This is a genomic window from Sulfuritalea sp. (assembly GCF_031426875.1).
Classification (GTDB): domain Bacteria; phylum Pseudomonadota; class Gammaproteobacteria; order Burkholderiales; family Rhodocyclaceae; genus Sulfuritalea.
In genome coordinates, this window is record NZ_JASJPC010000024.1 from 81,230 (window position 1) to 101,323 (window position 20,094).

Genomic DNA, 20,094 nt, shown 5'->3' on the forward strand with positions numbered 1-20,094 from the left:
TCAGTTCCCCTTCTTCGGAATCAGGATTCGGTCAACAAACATACGAATAGTGGTATTGGCGCTTTCCGCGTGTCCTGGGCATGTGTAGGCGGTAAGCCACGGACTCGGATTAGCCGAACTTGCGGGTACGCTCCACGCATAGCGGACCAGTTCGCCTAGCACCTCCTTGGTCTGGAGGTCGAGCACCTTGACCGTGCTGGTGGCGACCCCAAGCGCGCGGTCTTCGGGGATGACGTGGTCCTCGTAGGTCACACCGTAACGAAGACTGGTATCAGGGGCTGCGGCTTTATCGAGTGTCCAGCGATAGACGTTGAGGTCGTAATTCGGGTTTTTTTGAAGCGCCATTTGGACGCCAAGCGCACTTGTGTTTTTCCGCCCAACGATCTTCTCAGACCCTGTGTATCGATACCGTTTGCCATCCTTCTCTTCGATGACGTCGACGTAGCGGTAGCCGGGGAATTCCTTCTCTCCGGGTTTGAAAGTCGTGTTGATGTAGCCGCGATACTTGGGCGTGATGGGTCGCGGCTTCCCGTCTGGCGCAAAGGCTTCCTCGTATCCCAAGAATGTCTTGATGTACTCGTCGGCTCGCGCCTCGCGTGCAAACGCCGCGCCCTCCCACATCGGATCGGCCCATTCGCGGTCGCCCGCTTGCGGCCGCACCTTGAGCAGTACCAGCCCCTCGACGTTCTCCACCTTACGGTAAATCTTTTCACCGGCCACGGTTCGACACTTCTCCTCCCACAATGCCTTGCCGGCCTTGGCTCGATCCAGCGCACTGGGTTTGCCGAAGAGCGTGGCGCTCTGGCTACTGGCGCTCGGACCAAGCAACAGCAGCGCCCCCCAGAACAAGAATGTATGCCGCTGACTCATGCTGCCACCCTCCATTGCGGATCGTTGCTTGCCGAGCGCGTCTCCGCGCCGTCTCGCCAGCGCCGACTTTTAAGCATCCATACGAGCAGCGTACCGCCGAGCAGCATGTCATTGCCGCCCTCGCCCGCCAGGGTGTCATCGCCCGCACCGCCATCGAGCCAGTCGCCGCGCAGGCCCGTTGCGCTCTGGGTTTCGCCTTGTGCGTAGAGCTGATCCAACGCCACCGCGTCTTCGGCGTAGAGCGTGTCGTCGTCCGCTTCGCCCTGGAGGATGTCGCTGCCGCTGCCGCCGAGAATCCGGTCGTCGCCGGCGCCGGCCAGGACGCGGTCATCATCGGTGCCGCCCTCGATGCTGTCGTCGCCGCCATTGCCCCGCAGAGTGTCGTTGCCGGCGTAGCCGCGTATCTGGTCGCCGTTGCCGCTGCCGTTGAGGCTGTCGTCGCGGCTTGGCCCGCCGAGAGTGCCGGTAAGGTTGCCCAGCGCGTCGACCTGGTTGTACTTGACGTCCCTCGATGCGATGCCGGCGATGTTGCCGTCGGCGTCATACTGGAAGGTGGTGTCGAGCACCTGGATATTGCGCCAGGTGGGGTCGTAGGTGATGACGCCGCCGACGGCGGCGACGGTGGCGGTGTACTCGGTGAGATTGAGGTCGCCGTCGATGCTGCTGCGGCTCGGGGTGGTGGCGGGGCTGCCGGCCAGGGCCAGGCCGAGTTCGCCGCTGGCCCAGTCCTGCAGGATGATGCGGGCGCCGGCGGGGTCGATGATGACGAGACTGCCGCGCGCGCCTTCGGCGCCGATGTAGCGGAATTCCAGGGTCGGATTGTCCGGATGGCGGTAGAGGTTGCGGGTTACCTTGTCCTGGGTCAGCGTGCCGGAGAGCGTGCTGCCGTTGTAGATGATGCTGCCCTGGCCGTCGCTGCCGTCCGCCCCGCCAGCGTCCAGGATGGTGTCGAGGCCACCATTCTTGTCGATGCGGTAGGTGTCGGTGCCCAGACCGCCACGCAGGGTGTCGTTGCCGGTGCCGCCGAGTGGCGCTATTGGCGCTATTGGGGTCAGCATCACATTCATTTTCATCCTTCTCTCCTCATCTCAAACATTGCATCATCCGGTCGGACTCGCCCGAAGGCTTTGCAACTGCATAGTTTTGGTCCTTGTCTTCCGGGGTGCTGCTCATGCCGCCATCCTCCCGCCTTCGGCATTGCCTTGGCACAGGTGGGCGCTTCCGAATGCGCCGTCCCGCCAGCGCCGACTCTTGCTGCCCCGCGTCGCGCCGTTGCTTCGCATACGTGCCCTCATTCCTTCGCCTCGCCCTTCGCCCCATCCTCCACCAATTCCATCCGCATCGCGCCCTCCGTCCCGCGTAGGTGATACACCTCATCCACCTGCAAGCCTCGCGGCACATGGTGGGTGATGAACAGAATGGTCGCCCGCCCCTTGAGGCGATTGATGGTTTTCGCGAACTGCTCCGCGGTGTGCTGGTCGAGGTTGGAGGCCGCTTCGTCGAAGACCAGCACGCGCGGCCGTTTGAGCAGGGCGCGGGCGATGGCGATGCGTTGACGCTGGCCGCCGGAGAGGCCGATGCCGCGTTCGCCGATTTCGGTGCGGTAGCCTTCGGGCAGGGTGTCGATCAGCTCGTGGATCTCGGCCATCTTGCAGGACTCGATGACGTCCTCGAAGCTTGCATGCGGGTGGGCCATGATCAGGTTGTCGTAGAGCGTGCCGGCGAACAGCACGGTCTCCTGCGGCACCACGCCGAAGCTGCTGCGCAGTTCGTTGGCGGCCAGATGCCGGATGTCGCGGCCGTCGAGGCGGATGCTGCCTTCGCTTGGCTGGTAGAAGGCCTGCAGCAGCTTGGCCAGGGTGCTCTTGCCGCTGCCCGAGGGGCCCATGATCACGGTGAGATGCCCCGGCTTGAAGTCGAGATCGAGGCCGCGGTAGAGCCAGGGGTGTTGCTCGGAATAGCGGAAGGAAACGTCGGCCAGTTCGATGCGGCCCTTGCCTGTGTTCTCGCGTGCCGGGCTCAGGGCATGCGGCTCGACGGGCATGTCGAGGATGTCGCCGAGGCGCTTGACGGCGATGTTGGCCTGCTGGAACTCCTGCCACAGGCCGACCAGGCGCAACAGCGGCTGGCTCATGCGGCTGGCGAACATCTGGAAGGCCACCAGCATGCCGATGGTGAAGCCGTCGTTCTTCATCACCAGCAGCGCCCCGGCGAGCAGGATGCCCAGGGTCATGAGCTGTTCCAGGCCGTTGGCCAGGGTGTTGTAGGTGTTGGCGACCTGCTTGGTGCTGAAGCCGGCGGCGAGATAGCTTGCGAGAAAGCCGCCATAGCGCTGTTCGACATGCGGTTCCATTTGCAGCGACTTGACCGTGGCCATGCCGGAGACGTATTCGGTGAGGTAGGACTGGTTGCGCGCACCGAGCAGGAACTGCTGGTTGAGGCGTTCGCGGAACACCGGGGTGACCAGTACCGAAAGGGCGGCGATCAGGCTCATGATGCCGACGGCGATCAAGGACAACTGCCACGAGTACCAGAACATCACGGCCAGGAAGATCAGCAGGAAAGGGAAATCCAGCATCAGGGTGACGGCGGCGCCGGTGATGAATTCGCGGATTGTTTCGACGCCCTGGAGGCGGGCGACCACGGTGCCGGTGGGGCGCTGCTCGAACCAGGGCAGGGGCAGGCGCAGCAGGTGGCGGAAGACCTGGCTGCCGAGCACGGCGTCGATGCGGTTGCCGGTGTGCAGTACCAGGTACTGCCGCAGCCAGCCCATGGCAGAGGTAAAGAGCATGAACATGATCAGCGCGACGCCGATCACGGTCAGCGTGCTGGTGCTCTGGTGCGCGACCACCTTGTCGATGATGACCTGGGTAAACAGCGGCGTGGCGAGGCCGACGAGTTGAATGGTAAGCGAGGCGATCAGCACATCGCGCCAGATGCTGCGATGTTTGGCAAGTTCGGGGAGGAACCAGCTGAAGCCGAAGGCCGGCTTTTTGTCGCCGCCGTCGGGGTCGGCGACCGGCTCTTCCTTCGGCGCGAACTGCAGCACTTCGCCGCGGTAGCGTGCGGCGAATTCGGCCAGCGGCAGTTCGCGCGGCTCCTGCGTGCCCGGCTCCAGCCAGGTGATGCGATCATTGTCGCAACGCAGGAAGAGCACGAAGGCCAAGTTGGTATCTGGCGCGTCATCCGGCGCAACTTCCGCTGCGTTTTCCGCCGCGTTGTCCACGGTAACGGCAAGGAAGGCCGGGCCGGCGAGTTGCGCCAGGGCCGGCGCCGGCAACGCGGTCAGCGCGACCTTGAAGCCCAGGGCCTGGAAGGCCTCGATTACCGTTGTTGTGGTTTGCGGCGGAGGGAACTGCTGCGCCAGCAGACGCGCGTCGAAGGGAACCCGGAACAGCTGGCAGGCGGCGCCCGCGAGCCAGGCAAATCTTTCGCCTGCAACGACTTCGGATGCCGCCATGAACCCCTCTCGGTTTGCAATCGGCGGGGAGCCCTCACGGCCCAGCGCAGGCCTATCCTGCTGGACGGCTCCCCGGTTATATCAATAATATTAGTATGGTTATTTAAGGTCGAGGTTAGCACTTCCGGCTGGGAAAAACACCTGACAGAAATGTCAGGTTATGAAACTGGGGTGCACGGTGAGGGTGGGTAGTGGCAATGCGAGAGCTGCCCTCCATCTCCCCCATAAAAGGGGAGGGCCGGCCGGCGGGGCACTTCGGCTAATCATGAAAGACAAAGCCCCGCAATGCGGGGCTTTGTCTTTGGCGTTCAAGCGGGCTCAGCGGTCCTTGCTTTCCAGCGCGGCCTTGTTGATCTCTACCGGATGTTTTTCCTTCAGGGTCGACATCCAGGCGGCGAACTCTTCCTCGGCGACAAAGCGGGCATATTGTTGAGCCAGTGCACGCGCGCCCGGATCATCCGTGCCGCCTTCGCCTGACTTGACCGCCGTGATGCGATACAGCGCATACCCCTTGCCGGGGAAAGCCACGCCGGTGTGGGCCGGCAGTTTCCCCGCATCGGCCTTGAACACGGCACGCACGGAATCGGCCGGCAGGCCTGGCGCCGCGGTGCGGCTCACGCTGCGTGCAGGCGACCATTTCAGGTCCACCGCCTCGCCCTTGGCCAGCCGGGCCAGCTTTTCCTCGCCATCCTTGATCGCCAGTTTCGCCGCTTCCTCGCCGATCAGCCGCTTCTCGATGTCGCCCTTGACCGCGTCCAGCGGCAGCAGGGCGGCCGGCTTATGCTCCAGCACCCGTGCCGACACCAGCGTACCCGATGCGATTTCGACCGCCTCGGTGTTGCGCTTGTTCTTCAACCCATCGTCGCTGAACAAGGCTGCAGCGAGCTTGGCATTGTCGAAGGGCGCCGGTAATTTGCCTCCCCTGGCAAGCCAGGCTGTCTGGCGAATCTCCAGCTTCCATTTTTCGGCAGCCGGCTTGAGACTGTCGGCCTGCTCATAGACCATGTTGCCGAATGCTTCCGCGGCCTCTGCATACTTTTTCATGCCTGCTTCGCGCTTGAGTTCGGCCAGGATTTCCACCCTGACTTCTTCGAGCGGTTTGACGCGTTCGGGGCGCACGCCGGTGACGCGAATGATGTGATAACCGAAATCGGAACGCACGACCTCCGAGGTCTGGCCTTCCTTGAGGCTGAATGCGGCTTCCTCGAAGGCCTTGACCATCGCGCCACGCCCAAACCAGTCGAGATCCCCGCCCTTGGCGGCAGACCCGGGATCCTGGGAGCTCTGCTTGGCCAGCTTGGCAAAATCACCGGGAGCCTTGCGCAACTGCGCCAACAACTCATCGGCCTTGGCCTTGGCTGCCTTGACTTCGGCGTCCGGCGCATCCTTGGCTGCGGAAATCAGGATATGGCTGGCACGTCGCGTCTCGGCGCCCTTGTAGCGATCACCATGCGATTGGTAGTAGGCCTTGACTTCCTCTTCACTGACAACGGCCTGCGCCGTCAGCGCCTCCTGGCTCAAGGTCAGGAGCTCGGCGCGTACCTGCTCCGGCACTTCGAACTGCTTGCGGTTCGCCTCATAGTGCTTTTGCACCGCATCGGGCGCAAGCTTGACCTGGCTGCCGTAGGCTTCCGGCAGCAGCAGCAGCTCACCGACCTCGCGCCGCTCCAACTGGGTGGCCAACCAGCGACCTGCCGCGGCCCGACCGGTGATGCCGGCTTCGGTCACCGGCAGCATCAACTGCTGCATGGCCATGTCCTGGCGCAAACGAGCTTCGAACATCTCCTTGCTCATGCCCTGGGCGGCGACCAGCGCCTCATAGCGCTCGTTCGAGAACTTGCCGTTCTCCTGCAATGAGGGAACTCCGGCAATGAACTGAACCAGTTGGTCGTCGCCCACCGCCAACCGGGCGGTCCTGGCCTGTTCCGCCAGCAAACGCTGGGTAATCAGCGAATCGAGCACGGCGCGACGCATCTGCGGCGTTTCGAACAACGCCGGATCGATTTTGGTACCCAGTTGGGAACGCATCCGGTCCTGCTGTTCGCGCATCGCCGCCTGCAATTCCTGTTGTGTGATCTTGCGCCCGCCGACGCTGGCAACGTTGGCGTCGACGCCAGCGTTGCGGACGTAGGAATCAACGCCCCAGAAAGCGAACGGGAGCGTGATGAGTGCGAGGAAACCCTGGGTGATTTTCTTGTTGTTGCGAACGAAATCGAGCATGCGCTGAAAACCCTAGATGCGACAAAGGCGAACAGCTGTTCGCCTTTGTTCGGTGGTGGGTGCTGACGGGGTCGAACCGCCGACATTCTGCGTGTAAGGCAGACGCTCTACCAACTGAGCTAAGCACCCGCTGAACGGTCGCTGCCCACAGCGGGCAAGCGGCCGCAATTCTATCAGGTCGTGCTCGCCTTGCGCGCCGGGAATGCCGCTTCGCGGGCCGGCGTCATCCGTAGCGGCGAGGTCAGCGTTTTTTGCTGGCCCGTCCGCTACGCAGGGGCTTCATCAGTGGGTCACCACGCCGGTCGCCGTAGCGTCATCGGCAACTACTGCTACCGCAGGCGCTGCGGCCGGCTCGGGCAAAGGCTGGGGCACGCGCTCGAGAGCGAGTTCCAGCACCTTGTCGATCCAGCGCACCGGCAGGATTTCGATCCGGTTCTTGATGGTGTCGGGAATCTCCGTCAGATCCTTGACGTTCTCCTCCGGAATCAATGCCAGGCGAATGCCGCCGCGTACTGCCGCCAGCAGCTTTTCCTTGAGGCCGCCGATCGGCAGCACCTCGCCACGCAAGGTGATCTCGCCCGTCATCGCCACGTCGGCGCGCACCGGGATCCCGGTCAACACCGACACCAGCGCGGTACAGATGGCTATGCCGGCGCTGGGACCGTCCTTCGGCGTTGCCCCTTCGGGCAGGTGGATGTGGATGTCGTTCTTCTGGTAGAAGTCGTCGACTATGCCGAGCGACTGGCTGCGCTTGCGCACCACGGACAAGGCCGCCTGGATCGACTCCTGCATGACCTCGCCCAGCTTGCCGGTGGTCATGGTCTTGCCCTTGCCGGGCAGGGCCACGGCTTCGATGGTCAGCAACTCGCCACCGACCTCGGTCCACGCCAGACCGGTCACCTGGCCGATCTGGTTTTCCTTTTCCGCCATGCCGAAGCTGTAACGACGCACACCGAGGAACTTGTCGAGATTCTTGGCATTGACGACGATCTTGTTCTTGCGCGCCTTCATCACCAGAGACTTCACCACCTTGCGGCAGATCTTGGAAATCTCGCGCTCCAGCGCGCGTACGCCGGCCTCACGCGAGTAGTAGCGCACGATGTCGCGCAGGGCGTCCTCGGTAATCGAGAGTTCGTCCCGCTTGATGCCATTGGCCTTCATCTGCTTCGGCACCAGATAGCGCAGGGCGATATTGACTTTTTCGTCCTCGGTATAGCCGGCGAGGCGGATCACCTCCAGACGATCAAGCAGCGCCGCCGGGATGTTCAGGGTATTCGCGGTGGCGACGAACATGACATCGGACAAGTCGAAATCGACCTCGATGTAGTGATCCTGGAAGGTGTGGTTCTGCTCCGGATCGAGCACTTCGAGCAGCGCCGACGACGGATCGCCACGGAAATCCTGGCCCATCTTGTCGACTTCGTCGAGCAGGAACAGCGGATTCTTGACCCCGACCTTGGTCATGTTCTGCAAAATCTTGCCCGGCATCGAACCGATATAGGTACGCCGGTGACCACGAATCTCGGCTTCGTCACGCACGCCGCCCAGCGCCATGCGGATGAACTTGCGATTGGTGGACTTGGCGATCGACTGGCCGAGCGAAGTCTTGCCCACGCCGGGGGGGCCGACCAGGCACAGGATCGGCGCCTTGACCTTGTCTACCCGCTGCTGCACCGCGAGGTATTCGACGATGCGCTCCTTGACCTTTTCCAGACCGTAGTGATCCTTGTCGAGGATTTTCTCGGCGGCCGAAAGATCCTTGCTGATGCGCGACTTCTTCTTCCACGGCAGCGCCAGCAAGGTTTCGATGTAATTGCGTACCACGGTGGCTTCGGCGGACATCGGCGACATCAGCTTCAGCTTCTTGACCTCGGCATTGACCTTGACCAGGGCTTCCTTGCTCATGCCGGCAGCCTTGATCTTCTTTTCCATTTCGTCGATGTCGGCACCCTCTTCGCCTTCACCGAGTTCCTTCTGGATCGCCTTGACCTGCTCGTTGAGGTAGTACTCGCGCTGGCTCTTTTCCATTTGCCGCTTGACGCGGCCACGGATGCGCTTTTCGACCTGCAGGATGTCGAGTTCGGCTTCCAACTGACCGAGCAGCTTTTCCAGTCGCGCAGAGACGCCGAAAACTTCCAGAATTTCCTGCTTCTGTTCAAGCTTCAGCGGCAGATGGGCGGCGATCGTGTCGGCCAGACGCCCGGCCTCCTCGATGCCGGCCAGCGAGGTCAGCACCTCGGGCGGGATCTTCTTGTTGAGTTTGACGTACTGATCGAACTGAGCCAGCACCGTGCGGCGCATCGCCTCGACCTCGTTGTCGGCGCGCTCCTCGATCGGGATCAGGCTGACGTCGGCGACGAACAGGGCGCGCTGGTCTTCAATGCGCAATACGCGTGCGCGCTGCACGCCTTCGACCAGCACTTTCACCGTGCCGTCGGGCAGCTTGAGCATCTGCAGGATATTGGCGAGACAGCCGATCTCGTACATATCCTCCGGCACAGGCTCGTCTTTCGCAGCGGACTTCTGCGCCACGAGAAGGATGTTCTTGCCGGTTTCCATCGCCGTTTCCAACGCCTTGATCGACTTCGGGCGCCCGACAAACAGCGGAATCACCATGTGCGGGAAGACCACGACGTCGCGCAGGGGCAACAGCGGCAGGGATTGGGTCTCTACGGGGGTAGCGGGTAGGCCAGACATCATCGTGTCCTTCGGTTATGAGTCACGCCGTCCACATTGGGGCGGCTGACCGGTATTCAAGGCGATCTCTGTCAAACCCGGCCGCCGGATCAGTTCGAGCCAGAAACCTTGGCCTGGTCGGCGTAGATCATTAGCGGCTGGGCGCTGGATTCGATCGTGCTCTCATCGATCACGACCTTGCTCACACTCTCCATGGTCGGTAACTCGTACATGGTGTCAAGCAGCACGTTTTCGAGAATGGAGCGCAGACCCCGCGCACCGGTCTTGCGCTTCAGCGCCTTCTTGGCGATGGCCTGCAAGGCCGAAGGGCGTACTTCCAGTTCGACGCCTTCCATGGCAAACAGCTTGTGATATTGCTTGATCAGCGCATTCTTCGGCTCGATCAAAATTTCGACCAGTGCCGCTTCGTCGAGTTCCTGCAAAGTGGCGATTACCGGCAGGCGGCCGATCAACTCGGGAATCAGGCCGAATTTGATCAGATCCTCGGGCTCGACCTGCTTCAGCATCTCGCCGACGTTGCTCGCGTCGCGGCTTTTGACCTCGGCGCCGAAGCCGATGCCGCCCTTCTCCGAACGACTGCGGATCACCTTGTCCAGGCCGTCGAAGGCGCCACCGCAGATGAACAGGATGTTGGTCGTGTCGATCTGGATGAAATCCTGGTTGGGGTGCTTGCGCCCGCCTTGCGGCGGAATGCTCGCCACCGTGCCTTCGATCAGCTTCAAGAGCGCCTGCTGCACGCCTTCGCCGGAGACATCGCGGGTAATCGAGGGGTTGTCCGACTTGCGTGAAATCTTGTCGATCTCGTCGATATAGACGATGCCCTGCTGCGCCTTTTCAACTTCATGGTCGCATTTCTGCAGCAGCTTCTGGATGATGTTCTCGACGTCCTCGCCGACATAGCCGGCCTCGGTCAGCGTCGTCGCATCGGCCATGACGAAGGGAACATTCAGCGTACGCGCCAGGGTCTGCGCCAGCAGGGTCTTGCCCGAACCGGTGGGGCCGATCAGCAGGATGTTGCTCTTCGACAGCTCGATGCCGTCGCTGCCTTTTTCCTGGTGCCGGATGCGCTTGTAGTGGTTATAGACCGCGACGGCGAGAATCTTCTTCGCCGAGTCCTGCCCGATCACGTACTGATCGAGCATCTCGCGGATTTCCTTCGGCGCCGGCAACTCGCGCTTGGCCGATCCCGCCGGCTCGGCGGCGATCTCGTCGCGGATGATGTCGTTGCACAGCTCGATGCACTCGTCGCAGATAAAAACCGAGGGGCCGGCGATCAGCTTCTTGACTTCATGCTGGCTCTTGCCGCAGAAGGAGCAATACAGCAGCTTTTCGCCGCTGCCCGATTTTTTGTCCGCCATCTTGGTCTCCGTCCCTGCGCAGGATCAAGCCGCTACGGCTTCGTTGCGGCTGGTCAGCACCTTGTCGACCAGACCGTACTCTACCGCCGCTTCGGCTGAAAGGAAGTTGTCGCGATCGGTATCGCGTTCGACGCGCTCGATCGACTGCCCGGTGTGATGCGCCAGCATGCCATTGAGTTTCTGCTTGAGGAACAGGATTTCCTTGGCATGGATCTCGATGTCCGACGCCTGGCCCTGGAATCCGCCCATCGGCTGATGGATCATCACGCGCGAATTCGGCAGGCAGTAACGCTTGCCCTTTTCGCCGGCGGCGAGAAGAAATGAACCCATGCTGGCGGCCTGACCGATGCACAGCGTCGACACGGCCGGCTTGACGAACTGCATCGTGTCGTAGATGGCCATGCCCGCCGTGACCGAACCACCCGGCGAGTTGATGTAGAAGAAGATGTCCTTGTCCGGATTTTCCGATTCGAGGAACAGCAACTGCGCCACGATCAGGTTCGCCGTGTTGTCATTGACCGGGCCGACCAGGAAAATCACCCGCTCGCGCAACAGGCGCGAATAGATGTCATAGGCCCGTTCGCCGCGCCCGCTGGTTTCGATGACCATGGGCACCAGACCCAGGGCTTGCGTGTCGGAACCCGGTGCGTCGTAAGCACCACCATTTTGTCGCGAACCGTACATGGATATCTCCGGCAGGATCATGCTGCATTTCCCATCAGCGCATCGAAGGCGATGGGGGCTTCGCTGACTTTGGCATTGGCGAGCACCCAATCCACGACGTTGTTCTCCAGCGCCAGCGCCTCGGCTTCAGCCAGCCGCTGTGGCTGAGAATAGTACCAGCGGACCACTTCCTTGGGGTCTTCGAAGGTTTCGGCGAATTCATCGACGATGGCGCGCACTTGCTCGGGTTTGACGTGGAGGTCCTTGGCCTTGACCAGTTCAGCAAGAAGCAGGCCAAGTTTCACCCGGCGCGTGGCCTGCTCGGTAAACCAGGAGGCCTCGACCGGAATGTTCTTCATTCCCATGCCGCGCGATTCCATGTCGCGACGCGCCGTTTCGGCCATCTGTTCCGATTCCATCTGCACCAGCGCCTTCGGCACCTCGATCGGATTCACCTTGAGCAGCGCCTCCATGACCTGCTCCTTGACCTTTGCCAGCAGGCGCTTCTTGACTTCGCGTTCCAGGTTGGCACGCACTTCGACCCGCATCTTGGCAGTGTCGCCATCGGCAACGCCGAGCTGCTTGGCAAATTCGGCATCGATTTCCGGCAGGCGGGCGGCCTCGACCTTTTTCACGGTCATCTCGAATTGCACGGTCGAACCGGCAAGTTCCGCAGCCTGGTAGTCGGCCGGGAAGCTAACGTCGAAGGTCTTGGTCTCGCCTGCCGTGACGCCTTCCATCTGTGCCTCGAAATCCGGCAGCATCATGCCGCCGCCGACCATCACGGAATAATCGCTGGCTTTGCCGCCGGGAAACTCCTCGCCATCCTTGCGCCCGACGAAATCGATCACCAGGCGGTCATCCTTGGCCGACGCGCGGTCGGTCTCGACATAGGTGACGCGTTGCTTGCGCAGGACGTCGAGCGTCTTGTCGACTTCGGCGTCGGTGACGGTCAGTTGCGGCTTTTCGATCGCCTGGCCGGAAACATCGCCCAGGGCAATCTCCGGGTAGACCTCGAACACGGCGGTGAAGCCCAGCAGTCCGGGGCTGGCATCGGCCTTCGGCTCGATGCGCGGATAGCCGGCGACGCGCAGGTTCTGCTCGCGCAGCTTTTCGCCATAGGCTTTTTCCACCGCTGCGCCGATCGCCTCCGAGCGTGCCTGGGAGCCGTATTGCTGCGCCACCATTTTCATCGGCACCTTGCCCGGACGGAAGCCCGCCATTTTCACGGTGCGCGACATCTGCTTCAGACGTTGCGCGACATCCTTCTCGATCTCCGCCAGCGCCACCGTCATGTCGATGCGCCGTTCCAGCGCGCTGCTGGTGTCGATTGCCACGTCCGTCGTTGCCTTGTCCGTCATCTCTGTATCCGTCATTTAAGAATTCATTGAAAAAAACACGCCACCACCAAAAGCGACCAAACCCCGGGTCGAACTCCGGGTCTGCGCCAAAACGCTGGTGCCCAGGAAGGGACTCGAACCCCCACGCCTCGCGGCGCCAGAACCTAAATCTGGTGCGTCTACCAATTCCGCCACCTGGGCGCATGTCGCAGCCGGCCCTGCATGCAGACCCGATCGACACGACGTGGATTGTGAATTTTACCTGCTTTCAACATTTCTTTCCGGCTTCAACAGTACTCGCTGCCGCCGCTGCGGAAGGATGAATCCGGGCACCCCGCCGGTTTTCCGAGCGAATTCCCGTGTTCCTCGCTCAGGCTTTCGTGCCCAGTGGATATACTCCTGCCGCACCATGGCCGTCGATCACTACGAAAACTTTCCCGTTGCCTCGATTCTGCTGCCGGCGCCGCTGCGCGAACCAGTGGCGGCCATCTACGGTTTCGCCCGCAGCGCCGACGATTTTGCCGATGAAGGCGATCTGTCGCCACAGCAGCGCAGCGCCCTGCTGGCCGGCTACCAGGCCGAACTCGACGCCATCGAACGGGGCCAGCCGACCCAGCATCCGGTGTTCCTGCGCCTGCGGCCGGTGATCGAGCGCCACGGCCTGCCGCTGCAACTGTTTCGCGACCTGCTCGATGCCTTCGTGCAGGACGTGAGCAAGGACCGCTACCGCAACTTCGCCGAACTCATGGATTACTGCCGTCGTTCGGCCGATCCGGTCGGGCGCCTGCTGCTGCATTTGTTCGGCCACGCCAGCGAGGAAAACCTGTCCCGCTCGGACGCAATCTGTTCCGCACTGCAGTTGATCAACCACTGGCAGGACGTGGACATCGACGCCGCCAAGGGAAACAACGGCCGCATCTATCTGCCGCAGGACGAGATGGCCCGCTTCGGCGTGGATAACAGCGATGTTCTGCGCCGCTCGGTTCGCAAACCCGTTGGCAAACCCGTCAGCGCCAACTTTCAAAAGCTGCTGCGCTTCCAGGTCGAGCGCGCCCGCGCCCTGATGCTGTCCGGCGCGCCGCTGGGCTGGGATCTGCCGGGGCGCATCGGCCTCGAAATCCGCGCCATCGTGGCCGGCGGCCTGCGTATCCTGGATAAAATCGAGGCCGTCGATTACGATGTGTTCAGCCGCCGGCCAAAACTCGAAACCTTCGACTGGCCGCTTATCCTGTGGCGTTCGCTGGTCCGCCCCTTGGACACCCATCGGTAAATTCGCCGTGACTCCAGATCAATATTGCCAGGAACGCGCCGCCGCCAGCGGCTCCAGCTTCTACTACAGCTTCCTGTTCCTCGAACCGCTGCGGCGTCAGGCGATCACGGCGCTGTACGCCTTCTGCCGCGAAGTCGACGACGCGGTCGATGAATGCCCCGACTCCGCCGTAGCGCGCACCAAGCTGGCCTGGTGGCGCAGCGAGGTGCAGGCGCTTTACGAAGGCCGAGCCAGCCACCCGGTAACCCAGGCGCTGGCCGTAACGCTCAAGCACTTCTACCTGCCGCAGGAACAATTGCTGGAAATCATCGACGGCATGGAAATGGACCTCGACCAGGTCCGCTATGCCGATTTCAAGGCGCTGCACCTTTACTGCTACCGCGTCGCCAGCGTGGTCGGCCTGCTCGCCGCGGAAATCTTCGGCTACAGCGACCGCCAGACGCTCAAGTACGCCCACGACCTGGGGCTGGCCTTTCAGCTCACCAACATCATTCGCGATGTCGGCGAGGATGCGCGGCGCGGCCGCATCTACCTGCCGCAGGACGAAATGGCGCGTTTCGAAGTCAGCAACGACGATTTGCTCCAGGCCAATTACTCGGACAAGTTCCGCCGCCTCATGGCCTTCCAGGTCGAGCGCGCCCAGGCGCTCTACAGCCAGGCCTTCGCCCAGCTTCCCGTCGCCGACCGCAAGGCGCAGCGCGCCGGGCTGATCATGGCCGCGATCTACCGCGCGACACTGGACGAAATCGTGCGCGACAGCTTCCGCGTGCTGGACCAGCGCATCTCGCTGCCGCCGCTGCGCAAGCTCTGGCTGGCGGGAAAAACCTGGTGGCTGGCGTGAAGCTGCAAAAGGCATTTGATCCGAGGGTATCGGGTTGAAAATCGCCGTCATCGGCGCCGGCTACGCCGGCATGGCCGCCGCGGTGGAACTGGCCGCCGCCGGCCGCCAGGTCGAGGTCTTCGAGGCCTCGCGGGTGCTCGGCGGCCGCGCCCGCGCGGCAAAGATCGAAGGCTTCAGCGTCGACAACGGGCAGCACATCCTGATCGGCGCCTATGCCGAAACCCTGCGCCTGATGCGCGCGGTCGGCGCCGACCCCGACCAGTTGCTCAGGCGCACCCCGCTGCGCTTCGAATTCCCCGGCGAATTCCTGATGAGCGCGCCGCGCTTGCCGGCGCCGCTGCACACCGCGTTTGCCCTGCTGCTCGCGCGCGGGCTCGGCTGGCGCGAGAAGTGGCGCGCGATCCGCCTCATGCAAGACCTCAAGGCCAAGGGCTACCGCATTGAGCCGGACACCACGGTCAGCGCGTGGCTGGACGCCAACGAAACGCCGTCGCGCCAGCGCCAACTCTTGTGGGAACCGCTGTGCGTAGCCGCCTTGAACACCCCGGCCGAGCGCGCCTCGGCCCAGGTGCTGGCCAACGTGCTGCGCGACAGCCTCGGCGGCAGGCGCGCCGCGAGCGACCTGCTGCTGCCGCAAGTCGACCTCACCGCGCTGTTTCCGGAACCCGCCGCGCAGTTCGTCGCCGAGCGCGGCGGCGCGGTACATAGCGGCCGGCGCGTCGGCTCGATCAGGCGCGAAGGCGAAGCCTGGCGGATCGACGATGCCGGCCCCTTTGCGCAAGTGGTGCTGGCGGTGGCGCCCTATCATCTCGGCGGCCTGATGCCGGAACTGGCGGCCCGCGTCGCCCATTTCGACTGGGAACCCATCGTCACCAGCTACTTCAGCTACCCGGAATGGGTGCGCCTGCGACAGCCCATGCTGGGTGTGGACGCCGGGCTCGCGCAATGGCTGTTCGACCGCGGCGCGCTATGCGGACAATGCGGACTGATCGCCGCCGTGATCAGCGCGCGCGGCCGGCATCTGGATCTGCCCGTGCAAGAACTCGAACGCCGCATACACCGCGAAATCGCCCGCCTGGTGCCCGATTTGCCGGAGCCGCTGAATGTGCAGACCATCACCGAAAAACGCGCCACCTTCGCCTGCGTGCCGAATCTGCAACGCCCTTCCGCCCGAACCGAAATGCCGGGCCTCTGGCTGGCCGGCGATTATGTCGCCGGCGACTATCCGGCGACCCTGGAGGGCGCGGTGCGCAGCGGCGTCGCCGCGGCGCGGCAGATACTTGCCGCCTCGCCAGGGAACTGAGGCGCAGCACGGTTACCGACCGTAATTCGCCGTGTCACCAACGCCGACTCTCCGGCATCCGCCTCAATACCAGGCAAGAATCTCCTGAATCTGGGCCGGCTGAAACGCCGCGTCCCAACACCGGATACCGAAGCCGCCCATGGCGTCTATCGATTGCACAACAACCGGAAGCGGCGCGAAAACCGTATCAAACCGCCATCACCATGACGCCGTAGCCCGCCACGGCGGCGTCGCGCGACAGCAGACGCAGGGGTTCTGCCATGGCCTGGGCGACGAGAATGCGGTCGAAGGGATCGGCATGCAGCGGCGGCAGGGTTTCCACCACAACGGCATGCTGCCAGGTCACCGGCAATTCGCGGTAGCCCGCCGCCGCGCAAAGTTCGGCAGCGCGTCCGCCGCTGACCGGCATATCGCCGCGGCCGAGTGCATGCTTGATGGCGATTTCCCAGATCGACGCGGTGCTGACGTAAATATCGTTTGCCGGATCGGTGATCAGATCGCGCGCCACCGCACGCAGCCGGCTTGATCCGGTCAGCGCCCAGAGCATGATCTGGGTGTCCAGCAGCACGCGCATGATCAGCGCCCGCCGAGGAACAGGGCCGCGACCTCGGCGTTGTGCGCGTCGATGTCGTCCGGCACCTTGAATTCCCCCTTGGCCAGGCCAATGCGACGCGAGACATCCGGCTGGATCGGTACCACGCGCGCCACGGGCTTGCCGTTGCGGGAAATCACGATCTCGGTTTCCGCACCGGTGGCAATCTGGTCGATCAGGCGCGAAAGATGGGTTTTGGCGTCGAACAGGCTGACGGTTTGCATGAGTTCACTCCATTTAATACTGGCCTAACTAGTCTAGCCAGAATACTACGGACTGGCAATGCTGTTCGCGGCCAGGTCGGCGCCGTGTCACCATCCGCTACGGCGCGGAAAGCGTCCTTTGCTCGACCGCCTTGTAGCGCAGGGGCTTCATCAGCGCCGACTTTAGTTGCGGCTAACGCTGATAGGGCTGGCGTTAGCCTCCACTGAAACTTCGTTTTCAGCCGACGATACGTCCGGCGTCGAGCCGTAGCGTGCGCCCGCAGCGATGCGCCAGCGCCTCGTCGTGGGTCACCAGGATCAGCGTGGTGCCGGCCTCGGCATTCATGTCGAACATCAGCTCGATGACCTGCGCCCCGGTAGCGGCGTCGAGATTGCCGGTCGGCTCGTCGGCCAGCAGGAGTCTGGGTCGCATGGCGAAGGCGCGCGCCAGCGCCACACGTTGCTGCTCGCCGCCGGAAAGGTGCTTCGGATAATGCGCCAGTCGCTCGGCCAGGCCGACCCGCGCCAGCATCGCCCCGGCCGTGGCGCGGGCGTCGCTGCGGCCGGCCAGTTCCAGCGGCAACATGGTGTTTTCCAGCGCGGTCAGGGCCGGTAACAACTGGAAGGACTGAAAAACGAAGCCGAGCAGCCGGCCGCGCAGTTCCGCGCGGGCATCCTCGTCGAGCAGGGCAAGATCCTGTCCGCCCAGATGCACCGCACCCGAGGAAGGCAGATCGAGTCCCGCCATGAGTCCCAGCAGCGTCGACTTGCCCGAGCCCGAAGCGCCGACAATGGCCACCGCCTCGCCGGCCGTCACGGCAAATGAAATCTCGTGCAGAATCGTGAGCGTGCCTTCGCCGCTGGGTACGATCTTGCCCAATGCCGCCACATCGATCACCGTGTCTGTCATCAGACCATTTTCAACCATGTTCAAGAAACTTGCCTCCTGCCTGTTGGTCCTGTTTTTCTGCAGCTTACCTGTCGCCGCGGCGGAAAAGCGCATTCTGGTCTATGGCGACAGCCTTTCCGCCGGTTTCGGCATAGCCGTCGCCCAAAGCTGGCCGGCCCTGCTCGGACAGCGGCTGAGCGCAAACGGTTCCGGCCTCACCGTGACCAACGCCAGCATCAGCGGCGAAACCACGGCCGGCGGACGCGCGCGCCTGGCCGCGGTGCTGACCCAGTTCAAGCCGCGCATCGTCATTCTCGCACTCGGCGCCAACGATGGCCTGCGCGGCCTGCCGGTCGCGGCGATGAAGGACAATCTCGCCGCGATGCTGAAGCTGGCGAAACAGCACGGCGCCCGGGTACTGCTGGTCGGCATGCATCTGCCGCCCAACTACGGGCCGCAGTACACCGCAGAATTCGATGCCGCCTTCCGCGATCTGGCCCGGCGCGAGAAAGTTGCCCTGCTGCCCTTCCTGCTCGAACCGATCGCGCTGGACCGCGAGGCCTACCAGGCCGACGGTCTGCACCCGACTGCCGCGGCGCAGGCGAAGATCCTCGATCACGTCTGGACGGCGCTGAAACCGCTGCTCACCTAGGATTCCATGGCCGAAAAACTGCCCAAGGGCGTGGCGACGGTAGCCCAGCTCGCCGAATTCGACACGATCATCGATGCCCGCGCGCCCGGCGAATTTGCCGAAGACCACCTGCCCGGCGCGATCAGCATGCCGGTGCTGAACGACGAGGAGCGGGCGCGGGTCGGCACGCTGTACAAGCAGGTTTCGGTATTCGAAGCGAAAAAGCTCGGCGCCGCGCTGGTGTCGAGGAATATCGCGGGCCACATCGAGCAGCACCTGCTCGACAAGCCCAAAAGCTGGCGGCCGCTGGTCTATTGCTGGCGCGGCGGCCAGCGCAGCGGCGCCTTCACCCACATCCTGCGCGAAATCGGCTGGGACGCACATCGCATCCAGGGCGGCTACAAGAGCTGGCGCCACCACGTTATCGAGCAACTGGCGCTGCTGCCGCCGCAAGTGCAGTTCCGCGTCGTCACCGGCGCCACCGGCAGCGGCAAGAGCCGCCTGCTCGAAGCCCTGGCGGCGCGCGGCGCGCAAATCCTGCACCTCGAAGAGCTGGCCGCGCACAAGGGTTCGGTGCTGGGCAACCTGCCCGGCCAGCCGCAGCCCGCGCAAAAGGGCTTCGAGACGCAATTGCTGGCCGCCCTGTCGGCGCTGGACCTGGCGCGGCCGGTGTTCGTCGAGGCCGAAAGCCGCAAGATCGGCCGCCTGCAGGTGCCCGATGCGCTGCTGGATGCCATCCGCCGCGCCCCCGGCCTGTGCATTGAGGCGCCGCTCCCCGCCCGCGTCGAGTTCCTTCTGCAGGACTACGACTATGCCGTGACCGATCCGGCCTGGCTGCTCGAACGCCTGGGTCACCTCAAGGGCCTGCAGAGCAACGAGACCCTGGAGCGATGGAGCGCACTGATCGCGGCGCGGAATTTCCCGGCCCTGGTGGCGGAGCTGCTGACGCTGCACTACGATCCGCTGTACCAGCGCTCGCAGGCGCACAACTATGAATCGTTTGGCGCCGCAGCCCGGTTTAGCGCAGAACGGCTTGATCCTGCAACGCTCGACCGGCTGGCCGCGGAAATTCTTGCTGCAGTGGCCTGATCGGGGCTCAAACCCGGCTCAAACGGGACTCAAACGGGACTCAAGCGGGACTCAAGCGGGCAGCAGGAACTCGCTGCGCTTGGTGGCGCACAGGCGCTGCATCACGGCCTGTCGCGGCGCCTGGACTTCCCCCTGCTCGAAGGCCACCACCCTCAGCCGGTCCCGCACCAGGTCCAGCAATTCGCCGGGGCGCAACAAAAACGCCGGATTGGACGGCTTGCCGAAGCGCTCATTGCCCAGCATGAAAGTCTCGTATATCAGCACGCCATCCTCGGCCAGCGCATCGAAAATCTCGGGCAGCAGCGGCCGATGGAGGTAGTTGGTGACCACGATGCCGTCGAACGCCCGCCCCCGATACGGCCAGGCATCGCCTTCGAGATCGGCCAGGCGCGTCACGATGCCCGGTGCCCGGTCCGCAATCGCCGCCAGCGCTGCGGCATCGCGATCAAGCGCCTCGACCCGAAAGCCGGATTCCGCCAGCAGCAGGGAATGCCGGCCGCGGCCACAGGCCAGGTCGAGCACCGTGCCGCCCATCTTGATCACAGGTGTGAAACGCTTCACCCAAAGCGATGGGTTTTCGCTCATATATCTTCCCTTGTCGGGTATCATTTTGAATCACTGCTGTCCGGTTAAATTGAAGGTGGAATCGCTGTAAGCCATGACTGACA

At 63.4% G+C, this 20,094-nt stretch carries 17 protein-coding genes and 2 tRNA genes; 5 read left to right on the plus strand and 14 right to left on the minus strand.

Translation table 11 applies throughout. From position 1 onward, the window contains the following. From RMO95_RS11530 to RMO95_RS11575, 10 genes are all read right to left on the minus strand, one after another. On the minus strand, positions 1–870 hold the full coding sequence (locus RMO95_RS11530) for a hypothetical protein (protein ID WP_310450779.1): 870 nt from the start codon (positions 868–870) through the stop codon (positions 1–3). Then, positions 867–1,943 carry a calcium-binding protein gene (locus RMO95_RS11535; RefSeq protein ID WP_310450780.1) on the minus strand — a complete coding sequence of 359 codons (1,077 nt, stop codon included), beginning with the start codon at positions 1,941–1,943 and terminating at the stop codon, positions 867–869. Before RMO95_RS11535 ends, RMO95_RS11530 begins: the two co-directional genes overlap by 4 nt. Before the next feature lie 218 nt (positions 1,944–2,161). Next, positions 2,162–4,330, minus strand: a complete 2,169-nt coding sequence (locus RMO95_RS11540; protein ID WP_310450781.1) for a peptidase domain-containing ABC transporter — start codon at positions 4,328–4,330, stop codon at positions 2,162–2,164. A 318-nt stretch (positions 4,331–4,648) separates the two neighbouring features. After that, complete coding sequence (locus RMO95_RS11545) at positions 4,649–6,550, minus strand: SurA N-terminal domain-containing protein (RefSeq protein ID WP_310450782.1); 1,902 nt, start codon at positions 6,548–6,550, stop codon at positions 4,649–4,651. Positions 6,551–6,603: 53 nt separating this feature from the next. Continuing rightward, positions 6,604–6,679 (minus strand) — tRNA-Val (locus RMO95_RS11550). 153 nt (positions 6,680–6,832) lie between these two features. Continuing rightward, positions 6,833–9,250 carry an endopeptidase La gene (gene lon / locus RMO95_RS11555; RefSeq protein WP_409574946.1) on the minus strand — a complete coding sequence of 806 codons (2,418 nt, stop codon included), beginning with the start codon at positions 9,248–9,250 and terminating at the stop codon, positions 6,833–6,835. Positions 9,251–9,336: 86 nt separating this feature from the next. Then, positions 9,337–10,605, minus strand: a complete 1,269-nt coding sequence (gene clpX, locus RMO95_RS11560) for an ATP-dependent Clp protease ATP-binding subunit ClpX (protein ID WP_310450784.1) — start codon at positions 10,603–10,605, stop codon at positions 9,337–9,339. 24 nt (positions 10,606–10,629) lie between these two features. After that, entirely contained in the window at positions 10,630–11,289 is a 660-nt protein-coding gene (gene clpP / locus RMO95_RS11565) for an ATP-dependent Clp endopeptidase proteolytic subunit ClpP (protein ID WP_310450797.1), read from the minus strand. 17 nt (positions 11,290–11,306) lie between these two features. Continuing rightward, positions 11,307–12,644, minus strand: a complete 1,338-nt coding sequence (gene tig, locus RMO95_RS11570; protein ID WP_310450785.1) for a trigger factor — start codon at positions 12,642–12,644, stop codon at positions 11,307–11,309. 80 nt (positions 12,645–12,724) lie between these two features. Continuing rightward, positions 12,725–12,809, minus strand: a tRNA-Leu gene (locus RMO95_RS11575). Positions 12,810–13,017: 208 nt separating this feature from the next. Here RMO95_RS11575 and hpnC point away from each other — a divergent pair. From hpnC to hpnE, 3 genes are read left to right on the plus strand one after another with little or no spacing between them, the layout of a single operon-like run. Beyond that, positions 13,018–13,878 carry a squalene synthase HpnC gene (gene hpnC / locus RMO95_RS11580; RefSeq protein WP_310450786.1) on the plus strand — a complete coding sequence of 287 codons (861 nt, stop codon included), beginning with the start codon at positions 13,018–13,020 and terminating at the stop codon, positions 13,876–13,878. A 7-nt stretch (positions 13,879–13,885) separates the two neighbouring features. Further along, positions 13,886–14,719, plus strand: coding sequence for a presqualene diphosphate synthase HpnD (hpnD, locus tag RMO95_RS11585; protein WP_310450787.1), 834 nt, complete (start codon positions 13,886–13,888; stop codon positions 14,717–14,719). Positions 14,720–14,753: 34 nt separating this feature from the next. Beyond that, positions 14,754–16,022: a hydroxysqualene dehydroxylase HpnE gene (gene hpnE / locus RMO95_RS11590; RefSeq protein ID WP_310450788.1), complete on the plus strand. Its 1,269-nt coding sequence runs from the start codon at positions 14,754–14,756 to the stop codon at positions 16,020–16,022. 187 nt (positions 16,023–16,209) lie between these two features. Here the strand turns inward: hpnE and RMO95_RS11595 are convergent, their stop codons facing one another. From RMO95_RS11595 to RMO95_RS11605, 3 genes are all read right to left on the minus strand, one after another. Further along, a complete protein-coding gene (locus tag RMO95_RS11595) occupies positions 16,210–16,596 on the minus strand; it encodes a type II toxin-antitoxin system VapC family toxin (protein WP_310450789.1) in 387 nt (128 codons plus the stop codon). A 2-nt stretch (positions 16,597–16,598) separates the two neighbouring features. Beyond that, entirely contained in the window at positions 16,599–16,838 is a 240-nt protein-coding gene (locus RMO95_RS11600) for a type II toxin-antitoxin system prevent-host-death family antitoxin (protein WP_310450790.1), read from the minus strand. Positions 16,839–17,055: 217 nt separating this feature from the next. Then, positions 17,056–17,745, minus strand: a complete 690-nt coding sequence (locus tag RMO95_RS11605) for an ABC transporter ATP-binding protein (RefSeq protein WP_310450791.1) — start codon at positions 17,743–17,745, stop codon at positions 17,056–17,058. Here RMO95_RS11605 and RMO95_RS11610 point away from each other — a divergent pair. Both RMO95_RS11610 and mnmH read left to right on the plus strand, forming a co-directional pair. Then, the gene (locus RMO95_RS11610; protein ID WP_310450792.1) at positions 17,744–18,358 is read left to right on the plus strand and encodes an arylesterase; all 615 of its coding nucleotides are present in this window, start codon (positions 17,744–17,746) and stop codon (positions 18,356–18,358) included. The genes RMO95_RS11605 and RMO95_RS11610 overlap by 2 nt on opposite strands. A 6-nt stretch (positions 18,359–18,364) precedes the next feature. After that, the gene (gene mnmH, locus RMO95_RS11615; RefSeq protein WP_310450793.1) at positions 18,365–19,426 is read left to right on the plus strand and encodes a tRNA 2-selenouridine(34) synthase MnmH; all 1,062 of its coding nucleotides are present in this window, start codon (positions 18,365–18,367) and stop codon (positions 19,424–19,426) included. A gap of 51 nt (positions 19,427–19,477) precedes the next feature. Here mnmH and RMO95_RS11620 read toward each other — a convergent pair whose 3' ends face one another. Continuing rightward, positions 19,478–20,011, minus strand: coding sequence for a class I SAM-dependent methyltransferase (locus tag RMO95_RS11620; protein WP_310450794.1), 534 nt, complete (start codon positions 20,009–20,011; stop codon positions 19,478–19,480). Positions 20,012–20,094 lie beyond the last annotated feature (83 nt).

Coding starts and splice junctions, on each gene's coding strand:
- RMO95_RS11530 (WP_310450779.1), bottom strand. CDS start 870: ATGAGTCAGCGGCATACATTCTTGTTCTGGGGGGCGCTGCTGTTGCTT.
- RMO95_RS11535 (WP_310450780.1), bottom strand. CDS start 1,943: ATGAAAATGAATGTGATGCTGACCCCAATAGCGCCAATAGCGCCACTC.
- RMO95_RS11540 (WP_310450781.1), bottom strand. CDS start 4,330: ATGGCGGCATCCGAAGTCGTTGCAGGCGAAAGATTTGCCTGGCTCGCG.
- RMO95_RS11545 (WP_310450782.1), bottom strand. CDS start 6,550: ATGCTCGATTTCGTTCGCAACAACAAGAAAATCACCCAGGGTTTCCTC.
- lon (WP_409574946.1), bottom strand. CDS start 9,250: ATGATGTCTGGCCTACCCGCTACCCCCGTAGAGACCCAATCCCTGCCG.
- clpX (WP_310450784.1), bottom strand. CDS start 10,605: ATGGCGGACAAAAAATCGGGCAGCGGCGAAAAGCTGCTGTATTGCTCC.
- clpP (WP_310450797.1), bottom strand. CDS start 11,289: ATGTACGGTTCGCGACAAAATGGTGGTGCTTACGACGCACCGGGTTCC.
- tig (WP_310450785.1), bottom strand. CDS start 12,644: ATGACGGATACAGAGATGACGGACAAGGCAACGACGGACGTGGCAATC.
- hpnC (WP_310450786.1), top strand. CDS start 13,018: ATGGCCGTCGATCACTACGAAAACTTTCCCGTTGCCTCGATTCTGCTG.
- RMO95_RS11595 (WP_310450789.1), bottom strand. CDS start 16,596: ATGCGCGTGCTGCTGGACACCCAGATCATGCTCTGGGCGCTGACCGGA.
- RMO95_RS11600 (WP_310450790.1), bottom strand. CDS start 16,838: ATGCAAACCGTCAGCCTGTTCGACGCCAAAACCCATCTTTCGCGCCTG.
- RMO95_RS11610 (WP_310450792.1), top strand. CDS start 17,744: ATGTTCAAGAAACTTGCCTCCTGCCTGTTGGTCCTGTTTTTCTGCAGC.
- RMO95_RS11605 (WP_310450791.1), bottom strand. CDS start 17,745: ATGGTTGAAAATGGTCTGATGACAGACACGGTGATCGATGTGGCGGCA.
- mnmH (WP_310450793.1), top strand. CDS start 18,365: ATGGCCGAAAAACTGCCCAAGGGCGTGGCGACGGTAGCCCAGCTCGCC.
- RMO95_RS11620 (WP_310450794.1), bottom strand. CDS start 20,011: ATGAGCGAAAACCCATCGCTTTGGGTGAAGCGTTTCACACCTGTGATC.